The organism is Candidatus Delongbacteria bacterium (genome assembly GCA_020634015.1).
Taxonomy (GTDB): domain Bacteria; phylum CAIWAD01; class CAIWAD01; order CAIWAD01; family CAIWAD01; genus JACKCN01.
Genome location: JACKCN010000001.1, coordinates 278,268 through 302,274, shown reverse-complemented (window position 1 = coordinate 302,274; position 24,007 = coordinate 278,268). Strand labels below are relative to the sequence as shown.

At 62.2% G+C, this 24,007-nt stretch carries 15 protein-coding genes and 5 tRNA genes; 19 read left to right on the top strand and 1 reads right to left on the bottom strand.

Features of this window, described 5'->3' with window-relative positions; all coding sequences use genetic code 11:
* The first annotated feature begins 128 nt into the window (after positions 1-128).
* From H6678_01340 to H6678_01325, 4 genes are all read left to right on the top strand, one after another.
* Entirely contained in the window at positions 129-941 is an 813-nt protein-coding gene (locus H6678_01340; protein MCB9472431.1) for a UDP-2,3-diacylglucosamine diphosphatase, read from the top strand.
* A complete protein-coding gene (locus tag H6678_01335; protein ID MCB9472430.1) occupies positions 938-3,067 on the top strand; it encodes a PBP1A family penicillin-binding protein in 2,130 nt (709 codons plus the stop codon). Before H6678_01340 ends, H6678_01335 begins: the two co-directional genes overlap by 4 nt.
* 69 nt (positions 3,068-3,136) lie before the next feature.
* Entirely contained in the window at positions 3,137-3,883 is a 747-nt protein-coding gene (locus H6678_01330; protein ID MCB9472429.1) for a hypothetical protein, read from the top strand.
* 310 nt (positions 3,884-4,193) lie between these two features.
* Entirely contained in the window at positions 4,194-4,931 is a 738-nt protein-coding gene (locus H6678_01325; GenBank protein MCB9472428.1) for a ubiquinone/menaquinone biosynthesis methyltransferase, read from the top strand.
* 123 nt (positions 4,932-5,054) lie between these two features.
* Here the strand turns inward: H6678_01325 and H6678_01320 are convergent, their stop codons facing one another.
* On the bottom strand, positions 5,055-7,484 hold the full coding sequence (locus H6678_01320; GenBank protein ID MCB9472427.1) for an immune inhibitor A: 2,430 nt from the start codon (positions 7,482-7,484) through the stop codon (positions 5,055-5,057).
* 441 nt (positions 7,485-7,925) lie between these two features.
* Between H6678_01320 and H6678_01315 the strand changes: the two genes are divergently transcribed.
* The 15 genes from H6678_01315 (at position 7,926) to rpoC (ending at position 23,988) form a co-directional block, all read left to right on the top strand.
* Positions 7,926-7,999 (top strand) — tRNA-Pro (locus H6678_01315).
* A gap of 84 nt (positions 8,000-8,083) precedes the next feature.
* On the top strand, positions 8,084-10,609 hold the full coding sequence (locus H6678_01310) for a leucine--tRNA ligase (protein ID MCB9472426.1): 2,526 nt from the start codon (positions 8,084-8,086) through the stop codon (positions 10,607-10,609).
* A 151-nt stretch (positions 10,610-10,760) separates the two neighbouring features.
* A tRNA-Tyr gene (locus H6678_01305) sits at positions 10,761-10,843 on the top strand.
* A gap of 37 nt (positions 10,844-10,880) precedes the next feature.
* A tRNA-Gly gene (locus tag H6678_01300) sits at positions 10,881-10,954 on the top strand.
* Positions 10,955-10,968: 14 nt separating this feature from the next.
* Positions 10,969-11,041: transfer RNA gene (locus H6678_01295), tRNA-Thr, on the top strand.
* Between the two features lie 64 nt (positions 11,042-11,105).
* Positions 11,106-12,296, top strand: coding sequence for an elongation factor Tu (tuf, locus tag H6678_01290; GenBank protein ID MCB9472425.1), 1,191 nt, complete (start codon positions 11,106-11,108; stop codon positions 12,294-12,296).
* 81 nt (positions 12,297-12,377) lie between these two features.
* Positions 12,378-12,450: transfer RNA gene (locus H6678_01285), tRNA-Trp, on the top strand.
* Positions 12,451-12,462: 12 nt separating this feature from the next.
* Complete coding sequence (secE, locus tag H6678_01280) at positions 12,463-12,642, top strand: preprotein translocase subunit SecE (protein MCB9472424.1); 180 nt, start codon at positions 12,463-12,465, stop codon at positions 12,640-12,642.
* Positions 12,643-12,663: 21 nt separating this feature from the next.
* Entirely contained in the window at positions 12,664-13,239 is a 576-nt protein-coding gene (gene nusG / locus H6678_01275; protein ID MCB9472423.1) for a transcription termination/antitermination factor NusG, read from the top strand.
* A 36-nt stretch (positions 13,240-13,275) separates the two neighbouring features.
* Positions 13,276-13,698: a 50S ribosomal protein L11 gene (rplK, locus tag H6678_01270; GenBank protein ID MCB9472422.1), complete on the top strand. Its 423-nt coding sequence runs from the start codon at positions 13,276-13,278 to the stop codon at positions 13,696-13,698.
* A gap of 46 nt (positions 13,699-13,744) precedes the next feature.
* A complete protein-coding gene (locus H6678_01265) occupies positions 13,745-14,449 on the top strand; it encodes a 50S ribosomal protein L1 (protein ID MCB9472421.1) in 705 nt (234 codons plus the stop codon).
* A gap of 9 nt (positions 14,450-14,458) precedes the next feature.
* On the top strand, positions 14,459-15,055 hold the full coding sequence (locus tag H6678_01260; GenBank protein ID MCB9472420.1) for a 50S ribosomal protein L10: 597 nt from the start codon (positions 14,459-14,461) through the stop codon (positions 15,053-15,055).
* Between the two features lie 33 nt (positions 15,056-15,088).
* Positions 15,089-15,466, top strand: a complete 378-nt coding sequence (rplL, locus tag H6678_01255; protein MCB9472419.1) for a 50S ribosomal protein L7/L12 — start codon at positions 15,089-15,091, stop codon at positions 15,464-15,466.
* Between the two features lie 350 nt (positions 15,467-15,816).
* Entirely contained in the window at positions 15,817-19,599 is a 3,783-nt protein-coding gene (rpoB, locus tag H6678_01250; GenBank protein MCB9472418.1) for a DNA-directed RNA polymerase subunit beta, read from the top strand.
* Between the two features lie 117 nt (positions 19,600-19,716).
* Positions 19,717-23,988, top strand: coding sequence for a DNA-directed RNA polymerase subunit beta' (rpoC, locus tag H6678_01245; protein ID MCB9472417.1), 4,272 nt, complete (start codon positions 19,717-19,719; stop codon positions 23,986-23,988).
* Positions 23,989-24,007: the final 19 nt, after the last annotated feature.

The window sequence follows — 24,007 nt, the reverse complement described above, 5'->3', positions numbered from 1 at the left end:
CGAGACCCCCGGCCGGCCTCCCGGAGGCGCTCCCGCCCTGACTTTCTGCCTTGCAATTCCGACCTTGGCCCGCCTTTCCGGAAGCGACCGGACCCCATTTCCCAGCTGTGATCCAGATGGAAGCGCCCGTGAGTTCCAGTGCCCCCTTGTTCTTCATGGCCGACAGCCACGCCGGGATCCGCGGGGATCTTGACGAGCAGGCCAAGCTCCAGGCATTCCGGGAGCTGGTGGATCGGGTGATCGCCGCACAGGGCTCGCTCTGGATTCTGGGTGATCTGTTTGATTTCTGGTTCGAATGGAAACACGTGGTGCCCAAGCGCAGCATCCACTGGCTGATGGCCCTGCGACGCTGCATCGAAGCGGGCTGCGCCGTGCACATGCTGCCCGGGAACCATGATTTCCGTCTTGAGGGCTTTCTTGAAAGCGACCTGGGAGTGCAGGTGCACGAGGAACCCTTCCGTCTGGACCTGCCCTCGTTGCGTGTTCTGATGCATCATGGCGATGGGCTCGATCCCACCGAGAAAGGCTATCGCCTGCTGCGCAAACTGATCCGCAACCGGTTTTCCTACGCCTGGTTCACGGCCATGCATCCCGACTGGGGCATGGGACTGGCCGATCGCAGCGGCAGCCGGGATCGCAACCATCGCTGGAAGACCGAACACATCCGGGCCTACCTCAAGCTGGCCTGTCAGGCGCTCTGCCAGCCCGGGGACGATCTCTTCCTGCTGGGGCACGCCCATCGCTGCGTGGTGGAAAGAGTGAATGGCGTGGTCGCGGTGGTGCTGCCGCCCTTCATCCATCCCTCCCGAAGCTATCTGACACTGCATCAGGGCCGTTTGAGCCTCGAGACCCTGCGCCCCGACTCCCTCGAAGCCGATGATCCCTCGCCCTTTCCCGAGGACGGCCTGCGGTTCGGCCCAACAGGAGAGTCCGTCTCGTGACAGGACGCATCACCTCCAAGGTCGGCCGGCATCCCTGGCTTCTGCTGGCTCTGGCCAGTGCATTCTTCATCGTCAGCAGCGGAGCCCTGTTCCTGCTCTGGCTCTCCCGGGGCCTGCCCTCGCTGGAAACCCTGGAACGGTACACACCCACTCTCAGCTCGCGTGTCTACGACATTCACGACAACCTGATCGGCGAGTTCTATCAGGAGCGCCGCAGCCACGTGGATCTGGAAAAGGTGCCGCCCGAGCTGGTGCAGGCCCTGATCGCCACCGAAGATCGGCGCTTCCGCGAGCACTGGGGCATTGACCTGAACCGCATCGTGGGGGCGATCTGGGTGGACCTGACCCATCTGAGCTACAAGCAGGGCGCGTCCACCATCACCCAGCAGCTGGCACGCAATCTGTATCTCAACCAGGACAAGAATGTGGTGCGCAAGCTGCGCGAGATCCTGACCGCGATCCAGATCGAGCGCGCGTACTCCAAGGATGAGATCCTTGAGATGTACCTGACCCAGACCTATTTCGGTCATGGCGCCTACGGCGTGCAGCGCGCCGCCCTGCGCTACTTCGACAAGGACATCGAAGACTGCGATCTGGCGGAATGTGCACTGCTGGTGGGGCTGCTGAAGGCGCCGGGGAATTACAGCCCCTTCTTCGAACCTGAAGCGGGCCTGCGTCGACGCAATCTGGTGCTTCAGTTGATGGCCGGCCAGGACCTGATCACTCCCGACCAGCTGAAGCAGGCCTCCGCGAGCCCGCTCACCGAGGTCAGCTATGTGAACAACGACGCGGGTCTGAAGGCGCCCTACTTCAGTGAGCGGGTGCGCAATGAACTGGAACCCTTGCTGCACCGCATGGATCTGGACCTCTACCGCGACGGACTCAACATCCATACGACTCTGGATCTGCGACTGCAGGAGCTGGCGGAGAAGGCCCTTGAGCCCTGGCTGGCCCGTCAGGACACACTTGCACGCGCCGCGTTTCTCAAGACGGAATGGGCGGACCATCTCAGGCGCGAAACCCCCGGAATCAGCGATTCGCGCATTGCGGCCCTGCGCCAGGACAAGGCCTACGTGCAGGAGGTTCTGAATTCCACGATCAATGTCCAGGCGGCCTTCGTGGCTCTGGACCCCCACAGCGGAGCGATCCGGGCGATGGTCGGCGGGCGGGATTTCAGCAAGAGCGAGTACAACCGCGCCACCCAGGCACGCCGCCAGCCCGGCAGCGCCTTCAAACCAATCCTGTACATTGCGGCCCTTGAGCAGGGCTATGCGCCCAGCACCCGCCTGCTGAACCAGGATGTGGTTGTCGAGGAATCGGATGGCACCCAGTGGACGCCCCAGAACTACGACGACAGCCGTGGCGGGCTGACCACCCTGCGCGAAGGTCTGAGGATGAGCTACAACCTGGTGGCCGTGCGCCTGCTGATGGACCTGGTGCCCCCCCGGCGGGTGGCCGAGACCGCCAGCCGGATGGGCATCAGCGCTCCGCTGGAACTGAACTACACTCTGGCCCTCGGCAGCAGCGGGATCAGTCCTTTGGAATTGACCAGCGCCTACGCCTGCATGGCCAACCAGGGCATCTGGTGCCGCCCCTTCGACGTGGAATCGGTGACCGACAGCAAGGGCAAGCTGGTCTATCGCAACCGTCCACTCAGCAAGGATGCGCTCTCGCCGGGCGTGGCCTACCTGATCACGGACATGCTGAAGACCACCATCGACCACGGCACCGGAGGGCCCGCACGCTGGCGGTATGGGTTCACCCTGCCCGCCGGGGGCAAGACGGGCACGACCAATGCCTACACGGATGCCTGGTTCGTGGGCTACACGCCCCAACTGGCGGCGGCGGTCTGGGTGGGCAACGACGATCCACGGTACGCGCTGGGCAAGGGGCAGAGTGGCGGTGCCGCCGCCTTGCCACCCTGGGCGATGGTGATGGCTGCGGCGCAGGAACAGGGGCTGATCACGGCCGAGAACTTCCAGCGCCCCGAATCGGTCGTGGACGTGTATGTGTGTTCCGAGACCATGGAGCGGGCGGGGGCGCTTTGCCCCAGCCCCGTGAGTGAATTGTTCCTGCGGGATTTCGAACCGCGGGAAAACTGTCATCTGCACAAGTTGGATTACTGATCCGATGGACGACGCTGAGTCAGTCGTTGCACCGAAGGTGTCACCGGATCCATCCAGTCAGGAAGCATCATGAAAACTCTGTTCTTGTTCTGTCTGGCCACCCTGTGCGCCAGTGCTGCCGATCGGGCGGCCCTTGATCGCATCGATTCTCTGGATGCCAGCTTCAGGATGATGCAATGCCTCAAGCTGACACAGGAGGCTTCGGGGGGCAGCTCGGTGGACTTCGAGATCCTCTGGCGACTGGTGCGCGCCGAAGTGAACGTGGCCGAAGAGGCCATGGACGCCAACGACAAGGCAACCGCCGAGGACCAGATCAATCAGGCGCTGACCACCAGCGAGCAGTTGGTCGAGCTCTATCCCGGTCGTTCGATGGCGCACTATTACCGTGCCTTGGCGCTGGGGCGACGCGCCCTGCTGGCCGGTGGACGGGAGAAGGTGGAACTGTCGCAGGGCATTGAAACACACGCGCTGAAAGCCATCGAACTGAACCCGGAGAACGGCCGGGCTCACGGCCTGCTGGGTCGTTACTACCGCGAAATGGCACACCTGCCCTGGTTGCTGCGCAAGGTGGCGGAAACGCTCTATGGCAATCTGCCCGAGGGTGGGGACGAGCTGGCCCTGAATCACCTCCAGCGGAGCTCGGCCCTGATGCCCGACTGGGTCTTCGCCCGGTATGAACTGGCCGAAACCTATCAGGTGATGGGACTGAAGGACCAGGCTGCCGCCCAGTTCCGCAGTGTGCTCGAGATGCCCGAGACCGATCATCGGGATCACCTGCTCAAGGACGAGGCGCGCAAGGCACTCAAGAACCTCTGAGACCTGGAGTCCATGTCTCTCGGGACAGGCTGTCCGGATTGGCGTCCCTTGGGGGACGACCGACGGGGAGGTCGTGAGGGACACATCGGCCGCCCCCCGGGAACGCAATCCAGTTCTCCCGGCAGGTTACTGGGAACAGGCACCAGCGCCTGCAGCCTGGACTTTACAAGAGCCGTGCCAGATTCGGTTGGCGGTTCAACACCAATAGAAACATCAAGTTGATTCGTCGCACGGTTCCTGCGGTCGCACGGCCGCTGACTCCACTGACAGAATCACTGCCAGCCGGGACCGGCGGCAAGGGAAGGGATTCATGGCCGGACATCGAGAACTGGTGGAAATGCAGGGCGACGCACGCAAGGACGGCGTGCGCGAGATGTTCAACCGCATCTCCGGGCGCTACGACCTGTTGAACCACCTGCTCAGCGGGGGCATGGACATTCTCTGGCGGCGCAAGGCGGTGAACCTGCTGGGCGTCGCCGCGGACGAGAGCTATCTGGATCTGGCCACCGGCACCGGTGACTATGCCCGCGAGATTCTCAAGCGTGGCCCCCGACGGGTGATCGCACTGGATCTGGCGCCCGAGATGCTGGTGCATCTCAAGCGCAAGGCCGAATCCTGGCCCCGGGCCGAGCGTCTGGAGGTGATCCAGGGCGACGCCGAAAACCTGCCCTTCGAGAATGGCTGTGTCCAGGGCGTGACCATCGGCTTCGGCATCCGCAACTTTCCCGACCGGCCCCGAGCCCTGCGGGAATGTGCGCGTGTACTCAGCCCTGGTGGACGCCTGGTGATCCTCGAGCTGGCGGGAATCCCCAACCCCGTGTTGCGCCGTGTGTTCGACCTCTACTTCCGCTTCGTGCTGCCGCCCCTGGGCGGGCTGATCTCCGGTGATCGTGAGGCCTACCGTTACCTGCCAGCTTCGGTGGCGCGCTTTCCTGAGCGGGAGGAGTTCCTGGGCTGGATGCGGCAGTCGGGCTTCCGCGACTGTCGCTGCATTGACCTGAGCCTGGGCATCGCCAGCATCTTCTACGGAGTTCGCGACACGGACTGAATCCATTGCATGCACCGAACACAGAACGGGGACTCCAGATGGAGTCCCCGTTCTGTGTTCAGCCCAAATGAAACGGGGGCTGCCCGAAGGCAGCCCCCGTTTTCATGGGAACCGAAAATCGGATTACTGGCAGAGGCCGTTGAAACCGATCACCTTGTAGAACAGCTTGCTGCCGGCCACGCTGGCGTCGCCGGTGTAGCTGGTGGTGTACTGGTCAACCGTGGTCACCAGAGTGCCGCCGTTGGGAACGAAGAAGGGGTCGGTGCTGGCATGGATGGCATAACCGTCCACGGCACCCGGGCTGTTCCAGGACAGGGCGATCTGGGCGTTGGGATTGTAGACCAGGTCGGAGGCCAGGTCGATGGTGAAGGGAATCTCGGCCTCGACGCCCCAGGACATCTGGACGTAGAAGCGCAGGTCGCCACCCCACTCGCTGGTGGTATTGGTCAGGTAATCATACCCATAGGAATGATTGACCCAGGCGGGGGCGCCATTGGCATCGGCGAGACCCACGACACCCGTGGCATTCTGATTGTTGGTGCGCACACCGATCCAGACCGGGGTATTGCGGCACTTCAGTTCGGGGAAGTTGCCGATCCAGCGGTTCATGATGTTGGGATAGACATCGTTTTCGTCGATGATGGTGGTGGTGTAGGTCGCCAGCAAGGGGCCGACCACGCTGCTGGAGTCGCCTTCGTCATGGATCACGATGGTGATCTGGTCGCCGGCCTCGACGGCGTACACGGAAAGATTGAGGAACTCGGGATCCCAGATGTGGGTCGGATCCGAGGGCAGCTCATTGTCCAGACGGAAGGGATCGAAGCGCACCAGCGCACCATCTTCGCCGTCGTTCTGGCTCAGGGTCCAGGCACTGGAGATGTTCCCGGGATCATAGCGCAGGAAGCCCACGTTCTGATCGGTGATGCCCAGATTCACGACCAGGGTGTCATTGCTGTGATCTTCATCCAGGTTGGCCCAATCGAAAATGCTGGGGTTGGGGTAGAACTTGGCGGTGTACAGTCCGGCGACCAGCGGGGTCCACTTGAAGGCCAGGGGATCGGTGGTGGCCATGCTGGTACGCACGGTGGACAGACCGGGAACCAGGGTCGCGGTCAGGTGGGCGGGAGTCGCGGTGTGAACCACGGGTCCGTTCAAGCTGTCCTGGTAGACCACGTAGGAGACACGCACAGGGGTTTCGTCGGTGGCACCGTAGTTGCGGATTTCCACCTTGGGCAGCTGGGTCTCGCCCACGACACGGGGATAATCGTACCAGGCCTTGGAGACGCCCAGGTCATGCAGGGGCACCGGGGCGATGGTGATGACCACGTTGTCGACATGCAGGCCGGTGCCGCTGCCGCCATCGGCATTGTCATCGGTGCGCATGCGATAGCGCAGCTGGAACTGGGTCTCGGTGGGCAGGGTCAGGATCAGGCTGCCGTTGAAGACATCGTCATCGGTGTAGGTGGCATAACCCATGTCGATGGGGGCACGGAAGTAGTCGTAGCACGCGGTGACCCAGGTGGCTCCGCCATCGGTGCTGTACTCGATGTAGAAGTAATCTTCCAGGATACCGTCATCATCGCCGTCCTGATCGGGCATGTCGCACCACAGGTCCTGCTGCAGGACGATGCGCATGGGCGGGGTCAGGCCAGTCAGATTGGGGCTGCCGATCCAGCAACCAAGATTGAAGTTGTCGTCGCAGACCCAGTCGGTGCCAGTGTAGGCCCAATCATCACCGAACACCCAATAATTGTGCTCGACGGCTCCGCCGGTGTTGCTGGAGCCATTGTCCGACCAGACGGTCGAGGCATTGGCGGTGACGACGATGTCGTCCACTTCCATGCCTGTCATCAGGGGATCATCGATGGAATCGAACCCAGGGTCGGCACACATCACGAAACGCAAGCGCACGTCGCTGTTGCCCGCGCCGGTGAAGCTGTCCAGATTGAAGCTTGCAGCCTGGACGCCCGGGCCGGTGCCGCCCCACTGGGGAATTCCGGTACCCATGCCGAACTCGGAACCGAACGCAAATGAACTGGTGGCCGTGTAGGCCGGAGTTCCCGAGATCACATTCCAGGTGGTGCCACCATCAACGGAGGCCCAGACATTGCAACCATCCCAGCCGTCGTAACCGGCAGGCTCGCCACCAGGGGTTTCGGTGCGGTAGAACAGGTTGAATGCCAGACTGGCGGAGGATGCAGCGGACAGGTCGATGGCGGGTGTCTGCATGTACACGAAGCTGCTGCTCAGGTAGCCGCCCACTCCGGCGTCGGCGCTCCACCACACATCGGACATCCCGGAGGGGCCGGTAGCTTCCACGTGCCAGGTGTCATTGGTCAGGCCGGTGCCGTGGCTGGTCCAGCCCTGGGTGTCGCCGTTGAAGTCGTAATTCTCGTCGTCGGTGGTCACGTCCTTGCGGACGCCGTTCTCGATCACGGTCACGGGGATGATGGATCCCTGCCCGGCGGGGTGAACCATCGGTGCGCTGACGATGGCTGCCATGCTCGCGGAAGCGGCAAGCAGCGTGCCAAGCACAACAAGCTGTTTCTTCATGGTTGCTCCTCTAAGAAGTTTGTGGATCGGGGATCCAACTCGGATGTCCGTTTCAAAAGTGCCGGAGCCTGTAGCGCCCACCCCGTGGGATGGTGACGAACTGCAAGTGTGTGAGTGTTAAGGATGGGGTACCAAGCGTCAGCAAGCTGATCTTCAGCAAAATCCGGACCAGCCGAAACCATTTTTCATCTTGTGTCAAATCAATGACTTGGGCAGGCAGTCAAAGCGAGCAAAGAGTGATGTGATGGCGGAATCTGCACAGATTTGACAGTCGACCCCATCCGCGCCCGGCGAACGGCCTTGAGGGCGTCCGGTGCCGGACTCGTGCCCGGGGGCATTCCTTGACGTGGGCAGCCCGATCCTGGAGCGAGCACTGTTTGCGCGCTGGTTTTTGATTGCTACACTTGGCGCTTGTCTCCGCTGCGCATGCAGTGGAAGATTCGGGGCGTGGCTCAGCCCGGTAGAGCGCTCGGTTCGGGACCGAGAGGTCGCTGGTTCGAATCCAGTCGCCCCGATCACCCAGAATCCGCCGCAGCCTGTGACCCGCAAGGGCCCTGGCCGGCGGATTTTCTGTTTCACCAGCCCACGAGGACAGCCAGATGGCCGGATACGAACACCAGCGGATCGAGAAGAAGTGGCAGGATGCCTGGGCCGGGCAGCGGACTTTCCGCACCGAGCTCGACCCCTCGAAACCCAAGTATTACATCCTCGACATGTTTCCCTATCCCTCGGGTGCCGGCCTCCACATGGGGCATCCCGAGGGCTACACGGCAACCGACATCCTCGCCCGCTGGAAGCGCATGAATGGTTTCAATGTGCTGCACCCGATGGGCTGGGACGCCTTCGGTCTGCCCACCGAGCGCTTTGCCGAGCGCACGGGCCAGCATCCGGCCGATGTGACTCGCGACAATTGCAACACCTTCCGTCGCCAGATCCAGGCCCTGGGTCTGTCGTACGACTGGGAGCGCGAGATCTCCACCAGCGATCCGGAGTATTATCGCTGGACGCAGTGGATCTTTCTGCAGTTGTACCACAAAGGCCTGGCCTATCCCGCCGAAGTGGCCGTGAACTGGTGCCCGGCACTGGGGACCGTGTTGGCCAACGAGGAAGTCAAGGACGGCCGTTACGTGGAAACCGGTGATCCGGTTGAAAAGCGCAAGATGCGGCAGTGGATGCTGCGCATCACCGAGTACGCCCAGCGACTGCTGGACGATCTGGATGGTCTGGACTGGCCCGAAGGCGTGCTGACCATGCAGCGCGAGTGGATCGGGCGCAGCGAAGGTGCCGACGTGCGTTTTGCCGTGGACGGCCACGACGCGGACTTCACTGTCTTCACCACTCGCCCGGACACGCTCTTCGGAGCCACATATTGTGTGCTCGCTCCCGAGCATCCTCTGGTCTCGCGCATCGTGAGCGACGAGTACCGCACGACGGTGCAGGCCTATCTCGATGACGCTGCGCGCAAGAGCGATGTGGACCGCCAGGACGAGAACCGCGAGAAGACCGGCGTGTTCACCGGCGCCTACGCTCTCAATCCGGTCAACGGTGCGCGTGTGCCGATCTGGGTCGCGGACTACGTGCTCGGTGGGTATGGCACCGGCGCGATCATGGCGGTTCCCGGACACGATGCCCGCGACTGGGAATTCGCGCGCACCTTCGACCTGCCGATTCTCGAGGTGGTTGCCGGCGGTGATGTGAGCCTGGCCGCCCATACCGACAACAGCGAGGGCGTGCTGGTCAACTCCGGGCTGCTGGACGGCCTGAAGGTCCCCGCGGCCAAGGCGCGGATCATCCACTGGCTGGAAGAGCACGGACTGGGTGAAGGACGCGTGAACTACAAACTGCGCGACTGGCTGTTCAGCCGGCAGCGCTACTGGGGCGAACCCTTCCCGCTGCTGCTGGATGACAAGGGAACCGTGCATGCCGTCGCCGAGCAGGACCTGCCCGTGAGCCTGCCCGTGCTGGACAACTTCAAGCCTACCGAAGACGGACGCCCCCCGTTGGCGCGGGCCGGCGACTGGCTGGAGGTGCGTGACACGGAAACCGGCGAGCTGCTGATCCGCGAAACCAACACCATGCCCCAGTGGGCCGGCTCATGCTGGTACTATCTGCGTTTCATCGACCCCCACAACAGCGAGCAGGCCTGGTCTCCCGAAGCGGAGAACTACTGGATGCCCGTGGATCTGTACGTGGGCGGTGCCGAGCACGCCGTGCTGCACCTGCTGTACGCACGCTTCTGGCACAAGGTGCTCTACGATCTGGGTCTGGTGCATACCAAGGAACCCTTCCAGAAACTCTACAACCAGGGCATGATCCTGGGTGCCAGCTTCCGCGATGCCAAGGGCAAGTACCATCCGGCCGAGGATGTGGAGCAGGGGCCCGAAGGCTGGCGCGTGATCGCCACGGGCGAGGCCGTGGTGACCCAGATCGAGAAGATGAGCAAGTCCCGCCTGAACGTGGTCAACCCGGACGACATGGTGCGCGAGTTCGGGGCCGATGCCGTACGCCTGTACGAAATGTTCATGGGGCCCCTGGATCGCGACAAGCCCTGGAGCGACGAAGGAATCCGGGGCTGCCACCATTTCCTAAAGCGAATCTGGAATCTCTGTGTCGATCGGGACGGCGGGCTCTCGCCACGCCTCGTGGCCGATGCGGCCGATGAGGACACGCTGCGCCTGCTTCACCGCACCATCCGGGCCGTCACGCGCGACCTGGAAGACCTCAAGTTCAACACGGCCATTGCCCGTCTGATGGAACTGGTCAACGGCTGCTACCGGCTGGACACCGTACCGCGCTCCCTGACGGAGGTGCTGGTGCTGTTGCTGGCGCCATTTGCACCGCATCTGGCGGAAGAGTTGTGGAGCATGCTGGGGCATCCCGCCAGTCTGGCCTTCGAGGCCTGGCCCACCTGGGACGAGGCGCTCTGCCGGGAAGACTCCCTTGAGGTGGCCATCCAGGTGAATGGCAAGGTGCGGGCCACGCTGAACGTGGCGCTGGAGACCAGTGATGCGGATGTGCTGGAGCTGGCGCTGTCCCATGAGAAAATCGCACCGCTGCTGGACGGCAAGAAGCTGAAGTTCAGTCGCCGCGTATCCCCGCAGGTGGTGGCACTGGCGATCGCCTGAGCGGAGTGGGTCAGGGACCTCGAGGAAAGCACTGGAAACCTCGATCGTCGCCTTGACATTGCCCAGCGATTCAGATAAAATAACAGGTCTTGGCCCTTGCTGCTGCTCGCACTCAGATGAGCAGTGGCCAGCGGTCCGCTGATTGAAATCCGGTAGGGTGCCCGAGTGGTTAAAGGGAGCAGACTGTAAATCTGCCGGCGACAGCCTACGAAGGTTCGAACCCTTCCCCTACCATATATCAGCCGACAGCCACGTGGTTGTCGGCCGATTCGCGGGAGTAGCTCAATTTGGTAGAGCATCAGCCTTCCAAGCTGAGGGTTGCGAGTTCGAGCCTCGTCTCCCGCTTGTCTTGAGTACCCGCTCGCGTAGCTCAGTCGGTAGAGCGCATCCTTGGTAAGGATGAGGTCACCGGTTCGAATCCGGTCGTGAGCTTGTTCGCGCCTCCGGCGCATGCCCGTGCAAGGGTAAGACCGCACAGAACAACGTGGAGTTCTTCATGGCGAAGCAGAAATTCGAACGCACCAAGCCGCACGTCAATGTGGGTACCATTGGTCACGTGGACCATGGCAAGACCACTCTGACCGCGGCCATCACCCAGGCCCTGTCCGCTTCCGGACTGGCGGAGAAGCGCAGCTTCGACTCCATTGACAACGCCCCGGAAGAGCGTGAACGCGGCATCACCATTGCCACGGCCCACGTGGAGTACCAGACCGCGAACCGGCACTATGCCCACGTGGACTGCCCGGGTCACGCGGACTATGTGAAGAACATGATCACCGGTGCCGCCCAGATGGACGGCGCGATTCTGGTGGTGGCGGCCACGGACGGCCCGATGCCCCAGACCCGTGAGCACATCCTGCTGGCCCGCCAGGTGGGTGTGCCCAGGATGGTCGTGTTCATGAACAAGGTCGACGCGGTGGACGATCCCGAGTTGCTGGACCTGGTCGAGATGGAGCTGCGCGAGCTGCTGACCGAGTACGAGTTCCCCGGCGACGAGATTCCCATCATCCGCGGCAGTGCGCTGCTGGCGCTTTCCAACCCGGACGACGCCAGCAAGCAGGAATGCATCATGGAGCTCATGCAGGCGGTGGATGATTACATCCCCACCCCCGAGCGCGACCGTGACAAGCCCTTCCTGATGCCCGTCGAGGACGTGTTCTCGATCACGGGTCGCGGCACCGTCGCCACCGGCCGTATCGAGCGTGGCGTGGTGAAGGTCGGCGAGGAACTCGAGCTGATCGGCATGAACAGCAAGGTCAAGACGGTCTGCACGGGCGTCGAGATGTTCCGCAAGCTGCTTGACAGCGGCGAAGCCGGTGACAACGTGGGCCTGCTGCTGCGCGGTGTGGACAAGAAGGCGATCATCCGCGGGATGTGCCTTGTCAAGCCGGGCAGCGTGACTCCGCACACCAACTTCAACGGCAAGGTGTACGTGCTGTCGAAGGACGAAGGTGGACGCCACAAGCCCTTCTTCACGGGCTACCGTCCCCAGTTCTACTTCCGCACGACGGACGTGACCGGTGTGGTGACCCTGCCTGCCGATGTGCAGATGGTCAAGCCGGGCGACACGGTCGAGATTTCCGTGGAGCTGATCAGCCCCATCGCCATGGAGCAGGATCTGCGATTCGCCATCCGCGAAGGCGGCCGCACCATCGGCGCCGGCGTGGTGACCTCGATTTCCAAGTAATCACCGAACCGGGCGTGTCCGCAATGGCACGCCCGGCTCTTCAATTTTCCCTGCTGGACGCGGTCGGGATGCAAAAGGTACAGGCCAGTAGCTCCAACGGTAGAGCAACGGACTCCAAATCCGTGGGTTGGGGGTTCGAATCCCTCCTGGCCTGCTATTTCCCCCTATGAGCAAGGTGACTGCATACATCCAGGAAGTCTCCGACGAAATGCGGAAGGTGCACTGGCCTTCGTGGGAGGAACTGAAGGAGTCGACGGCCGTGGTGCTGTTCGTGACCTTCATTCTGGCCTTCACGATCTACGCATTCGACTGGGTCATGTCGAAGGCCATCGGTCTCCTTCTGTAAACGGATCGGAAGCATTTCCTGATGACTGAAGAGAACGCATTGCCGGAAGACGCACTGGCCAACGAGCCCAAGGCCCGTTGGTACACGATGCAGGTCTACACGGGGCAAGAGGAGAAGGTAAAGCGCTACGTGCTCGAGGAATCGGTCCGTGAGGGACTCGCCGACCAGATCCTCAACGTGCACATCCCCACCGAGAAGAAGGTGGAGATGCGTGGAGGCAAGCGCAAAGTCAAGGAAGTGGTCAACTTCCCCGGTTACATGTTCATCGAGATGCTGCTGACTCCTCACAGCACACATTTCATCCTGAACGCCCCCAGCGTGCTCAATTTCGTGGGGCCGGACAATCATCCTCATCCCCTGTCGGAGAGCGAAGTCAAGCGCATCATCGGCCGGATCCAGGGTGATGACGAAGCGGTGCTGGAAATCAGTTTCAAGGTGGGGGACACGGTCCGGGTCGTGGACGGTCCCTTCAACGATTTCACGGGCACGGTGCAGGAGATCAACGAAGAAAAGAAGCGGCTCAAGGTCACTGTGTCGATTTTCGGCCGCAGCACTCCCGTGGAGCTCGCATTCCAGCAGGTGGACGCGGTCCAGTAGGGCAGTGCCACACAAACGCATCAGGAAGTCAGGACCATGAAGAAAGTTACCGGCTATATCAAGCTGCAGCTCCCCGCCGGCAGCGCCACCCCCGCACCGCCCGTGGGCCCGGCCCTCGGTCAGCATGGTGTGAACATCATGGACTTCGTCAAGCAGTACAATGCCAAGACGCAGGACCAGAAGGGCATGGTCATTCCGGTGGTGATCACGGTCTACGCCGACCGCTCCTTCACCTTCGTGACCAAGACGCCGCCCGCCGCCAACCTGCTCAAGAAGGTGGCCGGCATCGACAAGGGCAGCCCCGTTCCCAACCGTGACAAGGTGGGGACCATCACCTGGGAACAGTGCCGCGAAATCGCCGAGACCAAGAAAAGCGATCTCAACGCCAACGACCTGGAAGCTGGAGCCAGCATCATCGCCGGCACCGCGCGTTCCATGGGTCTGGTAGTCGAAAAGTGACGAACGAATACAAGAGGCAAGTCAGAACGATAGCAGGAAAGACTCAATGAAAAGGTCCAAACGCTTTCGTGCTGTCCATGCGAAGGTCGACCGGCTGAAGCACTATTCCCTGAATGAGGCCTGCGGCCTTGTCCGGGAGTGCGCGTCGGCGAAATTCGACGAGACAGTCGAAGTGACAATGAACCTCGGCGTCGATCCGCGTCATGCGGACCAGATTGTTAGAGGGACAGTATCGTTGCCTCACGGTACTGGCAAAGAGATCCGCGTTCTCGTGCTCGCAAAATCCGACAAGGCCAAGGAAGCCACGGAAGCGGGAGCCGATTTCGCCGGTCTCGAGGACCAGATCCAGAAGATCAAGGACGGCTGGCTTGAGTTCGACTCCGTCATCGCGACTCCGGACGTGATGGGCGAAGTGGGCAAGCTGGGTCGCGTACTTGGTCCCCGGGGACTGATGCCCAACCCCAAGGTTGGCACGGTCACCATGGATGTGGCGAAGGCCGTACGTGAGGTCAAGGCAGGACGAATCGACTTCCGTGTCGACAAGTACGGCATCCTTCATGTGGGTGTCGGAAGGGTGTCCTTCACCGCCGACCAGCTTGAGGAGAACATCGACGCCTTCGTGCGCACGGTGGTCCGCCTGAAGCCGAGCGGTGCGAAGGGGACTTATGTCAAGGGCATCTCCTTGGCGTCGACAATGGGTCCGGGAATCAGAGTCGATCGAACCGAGGCCCTGGCCCGGGTCGGGAGCTAGGAGATATCCATGCCCACGCCACAGAAAATTGCTGTAGTCAAGGAAGTCAGCGAAAAGCTGCAGCGCTCCAGCGTCGTCTACGTGACCGGATATTCCGGTCTGAACGTGGCGGCCCTGACCGAGCTCCGCAATGATCTCCGCCAGGTGGATGCCGAGTACCAGATCGTCAAGAACAATCTGGTGCGTCTGGCCCTCGAGAGCACTCCCTGGGCCGATGCCGGCAAGGAGCTCGAAGGTGCCACGGCACTGACCTTCGGTTACGGAGATGCGGCCGGCCCTGCGAAGGTGCTGCGCAAGTTCGCGAAGTTCCATGGCGAAAAGCCGGGAATCAAGAAAATCGGTTTCGAGAGCTCCGTCTACGGTGGGGAATACATCGGCACTCTGGCCAGTATGCCCACCCGTCCCGAGGCTCTGGCCATGCTCGCCGGTGTGTTCAACGCCTTCCCAGCCTCTCTGGCCCGTGCCTTCCAGGCATTGGCTGACAAGATGGCTGCCGAAGGCGGGAGCCTGTCGTCCACGGGACCTGCCGCCACCGAGGCACCTGCCCCGGCCGAAACCGCTGCCGCACCCGAAGAGCCCGCCGCCTCCGCGGACGGTGACAACTGATCGACTGGAAAAAGAGTCTTAAAGGAGCATACAATGGCTGCGTTTGATACCCAGGCCTTCCTCGAGCAGGTCAAGGAAATGACGGTCGTTCAGGTCACCGAGCTGGTGAAGGCGATCGAAACCGAGTTCGGCGTTTCCGCTGCTGCCCCCGTCGCCATGATGGGTGGTGGTGGTGATGGACCGGCCCCCGAGGTCGCCCAGACGGAATTCGACGTGATTCTGATGTCCGCCGGTGCCAAGAAGATCGCCGTGATCAAGGTCATCAAGGAAATCACGGGACTGGGTCTGAAGGAGTCCAAGGACTTCGTGGATGCCGCTCCCAAGGCCGTGAAGGAGAAGGTCTCGGAAGACGAGGCCAACGACATCAAGGCCAAGCTCGATGCCGAAGGTGCGACGGTCGAAATCAAGTAACCGACGGCTTCCCTGATTGTGCGCCAACCCCCTCCGGGGGGTTGGCTCTCCGTCTGTTTTTCACAGTTGACGGAACGGGACGACGCCATTACTACGACACACGTGCATCACAGAAGTTGAAGACCGACCCGGCCGGCGGGAGCGGATGATGTCCGCTTGCCGGCCTTTGCTGCATGTACCGGTTGTCTGACGGTTGGACCCGTCAGGGGTCGACACATGTTGTGTGAGCGCCCGATCTCCGAGGTCGGCCGTCACGGTTTCCCGCGCCCGCGGGTGAGTACGCCCATCACAGCCTTGGCGGCCTGTCCACCGGGCTGTCCACCGCTATCACAGCGAGGGAGGAAGCATCCTTGAAGCTGACCAACCAGATCCAGCGCCACTCCTTTTCCAAGATCCGCAAGCTGCTTGAAATGCCCGACCTCCTGGAAATCCAGCTGGAATCATTCCGGCGCTTTCTCCAGGACAACGTCAAGCACTCGGAGCGGGAGAAGATCGGCCTCAGTGCCGTTTTCCTGAATGTCTTCCCCATCATCGACAACCGGGAAGAGCATATTCTGGAGTTCGTGGATTATTCCATCGATCATCCCAAGTACACGGTGGAGGAGTGCAAGGAGCGCGGTGTCACCTACTCCGCCCCTCTCAAGGCCCGCCTGCGCCTCAGCCGCAAGAGCGATGGGGACGAGGGATTCGGTGAAACCGTGGAATCCGATGTCTATCTGGGGTCCTTGCCCCTGATGACGAACACGGGCACCTTCGTGATCAACGGATCCGAACGTGTCGTGGTGAGCCAGCTGCACCGCAGCCCGGGTGTGTTCTTCGGCATCAATTACCACCAGAACGGCACCGAGCTCTATTCGGCGCGCATCATTCCCTTCCGCGGGTCGTGGGTGGAGTTCACCACCGACATCAACAGCGTGCTGCATGTCTACATCGACCGCCGCAAGAAATTCCCCGTGACCACTCTTCTGCGGGCCATGGGTCACGGCAGCAATCTGCAGATCATGAACCTCTTCGGCTTCAGCGAAGAAGTGAGCGTCAATTCCAAGTACATCTCGCGCTACATCGGCCGCAAGCTGGTGGACGACGTGGTGAACATGGAAACCGGCGAGATCGTGGTCGAACGCGACCAGGAGTTGAACGAAGAGCGCCTGGCCGAGGTCAAGGATGCTGGCGTGACCACCCTGAACCTGCTCAAGGTGGATGACACGGTCATCGGCTACGACATTCTGGTGAACACCCTCGCCAAGGATCCCACTCGCAACCAGGAAGACGCGCTGCTCTACCTGTACCGCGAACTGCGCAACGCCGAAGCCCCCGATCTGGACACGGCCAAGGGCCTGCTGGAGCGTCTGTTCTTCGACGACCGACGCTACGATCTGGGTTCCGTCGGTCGCTACCGGATGAATTCCAAGCTGAACCAGACGGTCCCGCTTGAAGTGACCGTGCTGACCCTGCAGGACATCGTCTCGATCCTGCGCTTCGTGCTGGAACTGCGCGACGGCAAGCAGACCACCGACGACATCGATCACCTGGGCAATCGCCGCATCCGTACCGTGGGCGAGCAGCTGGCCAATCAGTTCTCGGTGGCCCTGACCCGCATGGCACGCACGATCAAGGAGCGCATGAACCTGAACGAGTCCGAGCGCATGACGCCCCAGGACCTGATCAACGTGCGCACCATCACCAGTGTGATCAACACCTTCTTCGGCACCAACCAGCTGAGCCAGTTCATGGATCAGGTCAACCCCCTGACCGAACTGACTCACAAGCGCCGCATCTCGGCCCTGGGCCCCGGAGGCCTGACCCGCGAGCGCGCCGGTTTCGAAGTGCGCGACGTGCACTACACCCACTATGGTCGCCTGTGTCCCATCGAGACCCCGGAAGGCCCGAACATCGGCCTGATCTCGAGCCTGAGCACCTATGCCCGGATCAACGACCTGGGCTTCGTGGAGACTCCCTACCGCAAGGTCAAGGACGGTCGTGTCGGGCGTTCGATCGAGTATCTCACCGCCGACGACGAGGACCGTTACACCATCGCCCAGGCCAACGCGGTCATCGATGACAGCGGCAACTTCGTTCGCAACGTGATCAAGGCCCGCAACCGCGCCGAATATCCGGTGGTGGGCCCCTCGGAAGTGGAATACATGGACGTGTCCCCGGAGCAGATCGTGTCCGTGGCCGCCAGTCTGATTCCCTTCCTGGAGCACGACGACGCCAACCGCGCCCTGATGGGCTCCAACATGCAGCGTCAGGCCGTGCCCCTGCTGCGTCCCGCCGCGCCCTACGTGGGAACCGGCATGGAGCGCAAGTCGGCCGTGGATTCCCGCGCCGTGGTGTCCGCCGACGTGGCCGGTGAAATCGTCTACGTTTCGTCCACGCGCATCGAGCTGCGTCCCACGATTCGCGCCGAGTTCCGCAGCCGCCTGGCCTCGCGCACCCGCGTCTACAATCTCCAGAAGTTCGTGCGCACCAACCAGAACACCTGCATCAACCAGAAGCCCCTCGTGGCCGTGGGCGACAAGGTGAAGAAGGGCGACATCCTGGCCGATGGCTGCAGCACCGACCGCGGCGACCTGGCCCTGGGACGCAACGTGCTGGTGGCCTTCATGCCCTGGAACGGCTACAACTTCGAAGACTCGATCATCCTCAGCGAGAAGCTGGTGGCCGACGACGTCTTCACCAGCATCCACATCAATGAGGAAGTGCTGGAAGTTCGTGAGACGAAACGTGGCGAGGAAGAGCTGACCGCCGAAATCCCCAATGTGTCCGAGGAAGCGACAAAGGATCTTGACGAAAACGGAATCATCCGCATCGGCGCCAAGGTCAAGCCGGGTTCCATCATCATCGGCAAGGTGACGCCCAAGGGCGAGATGGAGTCCAGCCCCGAAGACAAGCTGCTCAAGGCCATTTTCGGCGACAAGGCCGGTGACGTGAAGGACGCCTCCAAGACCGCCGGCCCCGGCGAGTACGGCGTGATCATCGACACCAAGCTCTTCAGCCGCAAGAAGAAGGATATCCGCTCCAAGCGCGAGGAGAAGCGCTTGATGGAAGAAGTGGACACCCAGCTCAAGAGCGATCGCGAAGCGTTGCGTGCCCAGTTCGGCGAGGACCTGCGTGACCTGCTGCAGGACAAGGTCTCCGGCGGCATTTCCTACAAGGCCACGGGTCGTACCGCGATCAAGGCCGGCACGAAGATCGAAGAAAAGCACATCGTCAAGCTGGACCTGGATGCCCTCGATCCCGAGAGCGCCTGGACCGAGGATGCCGACTTCAATTCCCAGGTCGAATCGATCTACACCAACTATCTGGTGCAGAAGGACATCCTGGAAATGGAAGCGCGCAACCAGCGCCACAAGATCGAGATCGGTGACGAGCTGCCCGCGGGCATCGTCCAGATCGCCAAGGTCTACGTGGCCAAGAAGCGCAAGATCCAGATCGGCGACAAGATGGCCGGCCGCCACGGCAACAAGGGCGTGGTCGGACGCATCGTGCCCGTGGAGGACATGCCCTTCCTGGAAGACGGCACTCCCGTGGACATCGTGCTGAACCCGCTGGGCGTGCCCAGCCGCATGAACCTGGGGCAGATCTTCGAGACCGCCCTGGGCTGGGCCGGCAGCCAGCTCGACCGTTACTATTCCACGCCCGTGTTCGACGGCGCGAGCCTCGAGGAAGTCCAGGAGCAGCTCAAGGAAGCCGGCCTTCCCGTGCACGGCAAGGTGCGCCTCGTGGACGGCAAGAGCGGCCAGGTCTTCGACCAGGAAGTGACCGTCGGCCAGATCTACATGATCAAGCTGAATCACCTGGTGGATGACAAGATCCACGCCCGCAGCATCGGCCCCTACAGCCTCATCACCCAGCAGCCGCTGGGCGGCAAGGCCCAGTTCGGTGGCCAGCGCTTCGGCGAGATGGAAGTCTGGGCCCTGGAAGCCTACGGTGCCTCACACATCCTGCAGGAAATCCTGACCATCAAGTCCGATGACGTGGCCGGTCGTGCCGCGGCCTATGAGGCGCTGGTCAAGGGAATGAACCTGCCCAAGCCCGGCATGCCCGAATCCTTCAACGTGCTGATCCACGAGCTGAAGGGTCTGGGACTGCACATCCCCGAGTTCACGAAGACCAAGTTCTTCTTCTGATCCGGGGTCACATGAGACGCAGGTCGTGTCTCATGCGTTGATTGTGCCGGCCGCACAGCAAGGCCTGCGCAACCGCCCACGGGCGGAAAGTGAGACAGAGAGCAAGAGGAGGTTCGCGTGGAGCAGGAACTGACCACAACACCCCGGTTGACCATTACCCTCGCCTCGCCGGACATGATCATGTCCGAGTCCAGGGGCGAGGTGACCAAGCCCGAGACGATCAACTATCGCTCCTACAAGCCCGAGAAGGATGGCCTGTTCTGCGAAAAGATCTTCGGGCCGGTCAAGGACTGGGAGTGTCACTGCGGCAAGTACAAGGGACGGCGCTACAAGGGCATCGTCTGTGACCGCTGCGGTGTCGAGATCACCAAGAAGGACGTCCGCCGCGAGCGCATGGGTCACATCACCCTGGCCGTGCCCGTGGTGCACATCTGGTTCTTCCGCAGTCTGCCCTCGAAGATCGGCTACTTCCTGGGCATGACCGTCAAGAACCTGGAAAAGGTGATCTATTACGAGAGCAACGTCTGCATCAAGCCCGGCCTGTCCAAATGGAAGAGTGCCCAGCTGGTGAGTGACGCGGACATCGAAGCCTATCTGGCCGAGCATCCCAACAACCGGGAACTGGCTGAAGACGATCCCGATCGCTTCATCTGGTCCATCGGTGCCGAGGCGATCAAGACCCTGCTGGCCGCCACCGATGTGGACCTGGTGTCACACCAGCTCCGCCACCAGGTCAAGAACGAGACCAGCGTCCAGCGCAAGCACGAGGCGCTCAAGCGTCTGCGTGTGATCGAGGCCTTCAAGCACGGAGCCGAGCTCGAGGGCATTCCCAACGAGCCCGAGTGGATGGTGATGGACATCGTGCCCGTCATTCCTCCCGATCTGCGCCCGCTGGTGCCCCTGGAAGGCGGACGTTTCGCCACCAGCGACCTGAACGACCTCTATCGTCGCGTGATCATTCGCAACAACCGCCTCAAGCGCCTGATCGAGATCAAGGCGCCCGAGGTGATCCTGCGCAACGAGAAGCGCATGCTGCAGGAAGCGGTGGACAGCCTCTTCGACAACGGTCGCCGCAGCGTGGCCGTGCGCAGCGACGGCAACCGCCCGCTGAAGTCCCTTTCCGATGTGCTGAAAGGCAAGCAGGGGCGTTTCCGCCAGAACCTGCTGGGCAAGCGAGTCGACTATTCGGGCCGCTCCGTGATCACCGTGGGGCCCGAGCTGCAGCTGCACCAGTGCGGTCTGCCCAAATACATGGCCATCGAGCTCTTCAAGCCCTTCATCATCCGGCGCCTGCTGGACCAGATGAAGGCCCCCACGGTCAAGAAGGCCAAGCGCATCATCGAGGACGCGCCCAGTTTCGTCTGGGAAATCCTCGAGGAGATCGTCCAGGCCCATCCGATCCTGCTCAACCGCGCGCCCACCCTGCACCGTCTGGGCATCCAGGCCTTCCAGCCCCTGCTGGTGGAAGGCAAGTCGATCCAGCTGCACCCGCTGGTCTGTTCCGCCTTCAACGCGGACTTCGACGGGGACCAGATGGCCGTGCACGTGCCGCTCAGTTTCGAGGCCCAGCTCGAGGCCAAGTATCTGATGCTGGCCAACCAGAACATCCTGCACCCCGCCAGCGGTCGCCCGATCACGGTGCCCTCGCAGGACATGGTGCTGGGCTGTTACTACATGACCAAGATGCGTCCCGGCCGCCGGGGCGAGGACAAGAAGTTCGGCGACCTGGACCAGCTGCGTGCCGCCCTGCATCACGGCAGCCTGGAACTGCATGCGAAGATCCAGTTCCGCCTGGAGAACGGCACGCATGTCGAGACCACTCCCGGACGCGTGCTGTTCAATCAGATCATCCCCGCCAAGGTGCGCGGCCGTCACTTCTTCAACGAAGCGATGGGCAAGAAGGCGCTGGAGAAGCTGATCTTCACCGTGTTCCACAGCGTGGGCCACGGTATCACGGCCAACTTCCTGGACGAGCTGAAGAAACTGGGTTTCACCGAGGCCACCCGCAGCGGCACCTCGATCGGTCTCTCCAACATTCTGATCCCCGATGAGAAGCACACGATCATCGACAAGGCCCAGAAGGAAGTGGACGAAATCCAGGAAGCCTTCCAGATGGGCTTCATGCGAGACGGCGAGCGGTACAACAAGGTGATTGACACCTGGAACCACGCCTCGATCCGCCTCTCCAAGGTGCTGAACCGCAAGCTGGCCGAAGACCAGGACGGGTTCAACCCGATGTTCATGATGGCCGATTCCGGCGCGCGAGGCTCCAACGACCAGATCAAGCAGCTGGCCGGCATGCGCGGCCTGATGGCCAAGCCCCAGAAGCGTCTCACGGGCGGCAAGGGCGAGATCATCGAAAGCCCGATCACGGCAAACTTCAAGGAAGGCCTGTCGGTGCTGGAGTACTTCATCTCCACACACGGTGCCCGCAAGGGTCTGGCCGATACGGCACTCAAGACCGCGGACGCCGGCTACCTGACCCGCCGCCTGGTGGACGTGGCCCAGGACGTGATCATTCGTGCCCACGACTGCGGCACGATCATGGGCATTGAAGTCGAAGCCCTCAAGGAAGGCGAGGAAGTCACCGAGCAGCTGCATGACCGTATTCTTGGTCGTGTGCTGGCCGAGGATCTCACCGATCCCGCCAGCGGAGCCATGGTTGCCGAAGCCGACACCATGGTTGACGAGGAGCTGGCCGAGAAGATCGCCAACCTGGTGATCGACCGGGTGCGCATCCGCAGCGTGCTGACCTGCGAGCTGCAGAGTGGTGTGTGCGGCCTGTGTTACGGTCGCAACCTGACCACCAACGATCTGGTCCATGTGGGCGAGGCCGTGGGCGTGATGGCCGCCCAGTCCATCGGCGAACCCGGTACCCAGCTGACCCTGCGCACATTCCACATTGGTGGTGCGGCCAGCCTGGCGTCGAAGGATGCCGAAATCAAGGCCCGTCACAATGGCCGTGTGCACTTCGAGGAGATTCACACCACCGAGCGCAACGACGGCGTGCGTGTCACGAATCGTCGCAACGGCGAGATCCTGATCGTGGACGCCAAGGAAAATCGCGCCCTGGCCAAGTACAACGTGCCGTATGGCGCCGAGATCAAGGTCGAGGACGGTCAGCAGATCAAGGAAGGCACCACGATCTACGAGTGGGATCCCCACAATGTGACCATCCTGAGCCCGGCCAGCGGTCTGGTCAAGTTCGAGAACATGCAGCCCGACGTGACCTATCGCGAGGAAATCGACGAAGTCAGCGAGAAGAAGACCCTGGTCATCATCGATTCCAAGAACCGCAAGCTCACGCCCATGGTTCTGATCGTGGACGAGAAGGGCAACAAGGTGGGCAGCACCATCCCGCCGGTGGGCAGCCACCTGATGGTCAAGGAAGGCGACAGCATCTCCCAGGGTGCGGCCCTGATCAAGAAGCCGCGTGAGTCGGCCAAGAACAAGGACATCACGGGCGGTCTGCCCCGCGTGGCCGAGCTCTTCGAAGCCCGCAAGCCCAAGGATCCCGCCGTGATCACCGAGATCGACGGCAAGGTCAAGACCGGTGAGATCAAGGCCAACTTCCGCGAGATCACCGTGGTGCCCGACTTCGCCGACGCCCGTACCTACAAGGTGCCCGCCGCCAAGCACGTGGAAGTCCACGACGGCGAAGTGGTGCGCGCCGGCGACAACCTGTCCGAAGGCAACAGCGTGCCCCAGGACATCCTCAAGATTCTGGGACCCAACAAGGTGCAGGAGTACCTGCTGAACCAGATCCAGGATGTGTACCGTACCCAGGGTGTGACCATCAACGACAAGCACATCGAGGTGATCATTCGCCAGATGATGCAGAAGGTGCGCATCACCGAACCGGGCGACACCGAGTATCTCGAGAACGACATGGTGGACAAGCACCGCTTCTTCCACCAGAACGAAGAGATCCACAACATGGTGGTGGTCGAGGAAGTGGGCGACAGCAGTTTCCGTCTTGGGGCCGTGATCACGCGCGAGCGCCTGGCCGACGAGCTGAACCGCATCAGCAACGAAGGCGGCGTGGAACCCACGACCCGTCCCGCGGAGCCCGCGATCTACGAGCCAGTGCTGATGGGCATCACCCAGGCCGCGCTGAACACCGAGAGTTTCGTGTCCGCCGCGTCCTTCCAGGAAACCACGCGCGTGCTCACGGAAGCCGCCATCCGGGGCAAGACCGACCGCCTCGTGGGGCTGAAGGAGAACGTGATCATGGGGCACCTGATTCCCGCGGGCACGGGCCTGGCGCACTACGAGCTGCTGCATGTCGAGGACCCGGATCTGCGCCGCCAGCAGGCCGAAGCCCTGGCTGCCGCCGCCGCTGCCGAAGCCCTGGCCGATGCCAGCATCGCCCAGGACAGCGACGACTGATACCTTCGCTCCCAGTATG

What these genes read in the sequence shown, in the direction of transcription:
- H6678_01330 (MCB9472429.1), top strand. Translation starts at nt 3,137, where the DNA reads ATGAAAACTCTGTTCTTGTTCTGTCTGGCCACCCTGTGCGCCAGTGCT.
- H6678_01325 (MCB9472428.1), top strand. Translation starts at nt 4,194, where the DNA reads ATGGCCGGACATCGAGAACTGGTGGAAATGCAGGGCGACGCACGCAAG.
- H6678_01320 (MCB9472427.1), bottom strand. Translation starts at nt 7,484, where the DNA reads ATGAAGAAACAGCTTGTTGTGCTTGGCACGCTGCTTGCCGCTTCCGCG.
- H6678_01310 (MCB9472426.1), top strand. Translation starts at nt 8,084, where the DNA reads ATGGCCGGATACGAACACCAGCGGATCGAGAAGAAGTGGCAGGATGCC.
- tuf (MCB9472425.1), top strand. Translation starts at nt 11,106, where the DNA reads ATGGCGAAGCAGAAATTCGAACGCACCAAGCCGCACGTCAATGTGGGT.
- secE (MCB9472424.1), top strand. Translation starts at nt 12,463, where the DNA reads ATGAGCAAGGTGACTGCATACATCCAGGAAGTCTCCGACGAAATGCGG.
- nusG (MCB9472423.1), top strand. Translation starts at nt 12,664, where the DNA reads ATGACTGAAGAGAACGCATTGCCGGAAGACGCACTGGCCAACGAGCCC.
- rplK (MCB9472422.1), top strand. Translation starts at nt 13,276, where the DNA reads ATGAAGAAAGTTACCGGCTATATCAAGCTGCAGCTCCCCGCCGGCAGC.
- H6678_01265 (MCB9472421.1), top strand. Translation starts at nt 13,745, where the DNA reads ATGAAAAGGTCCAAACGCTTTCGTGCTGTCCATGCGAAGGTCGACCGG.
- H6678_01260 (MCB9472420.1), top strand. Translation starts at nt 14,459, where the DNA reads ATGCCCACGCCACAGAAAATTGCTGTAGTCAAGGAAGTCAGCGAAAAG.
- rplL (MCB9472419.1), top strand. Translation starts at nt 15,089, where the DNA reads ATGGCTGCGTTTGATACCCAGGCCTTCCTCGAGCAGGTCAAGGAAATG.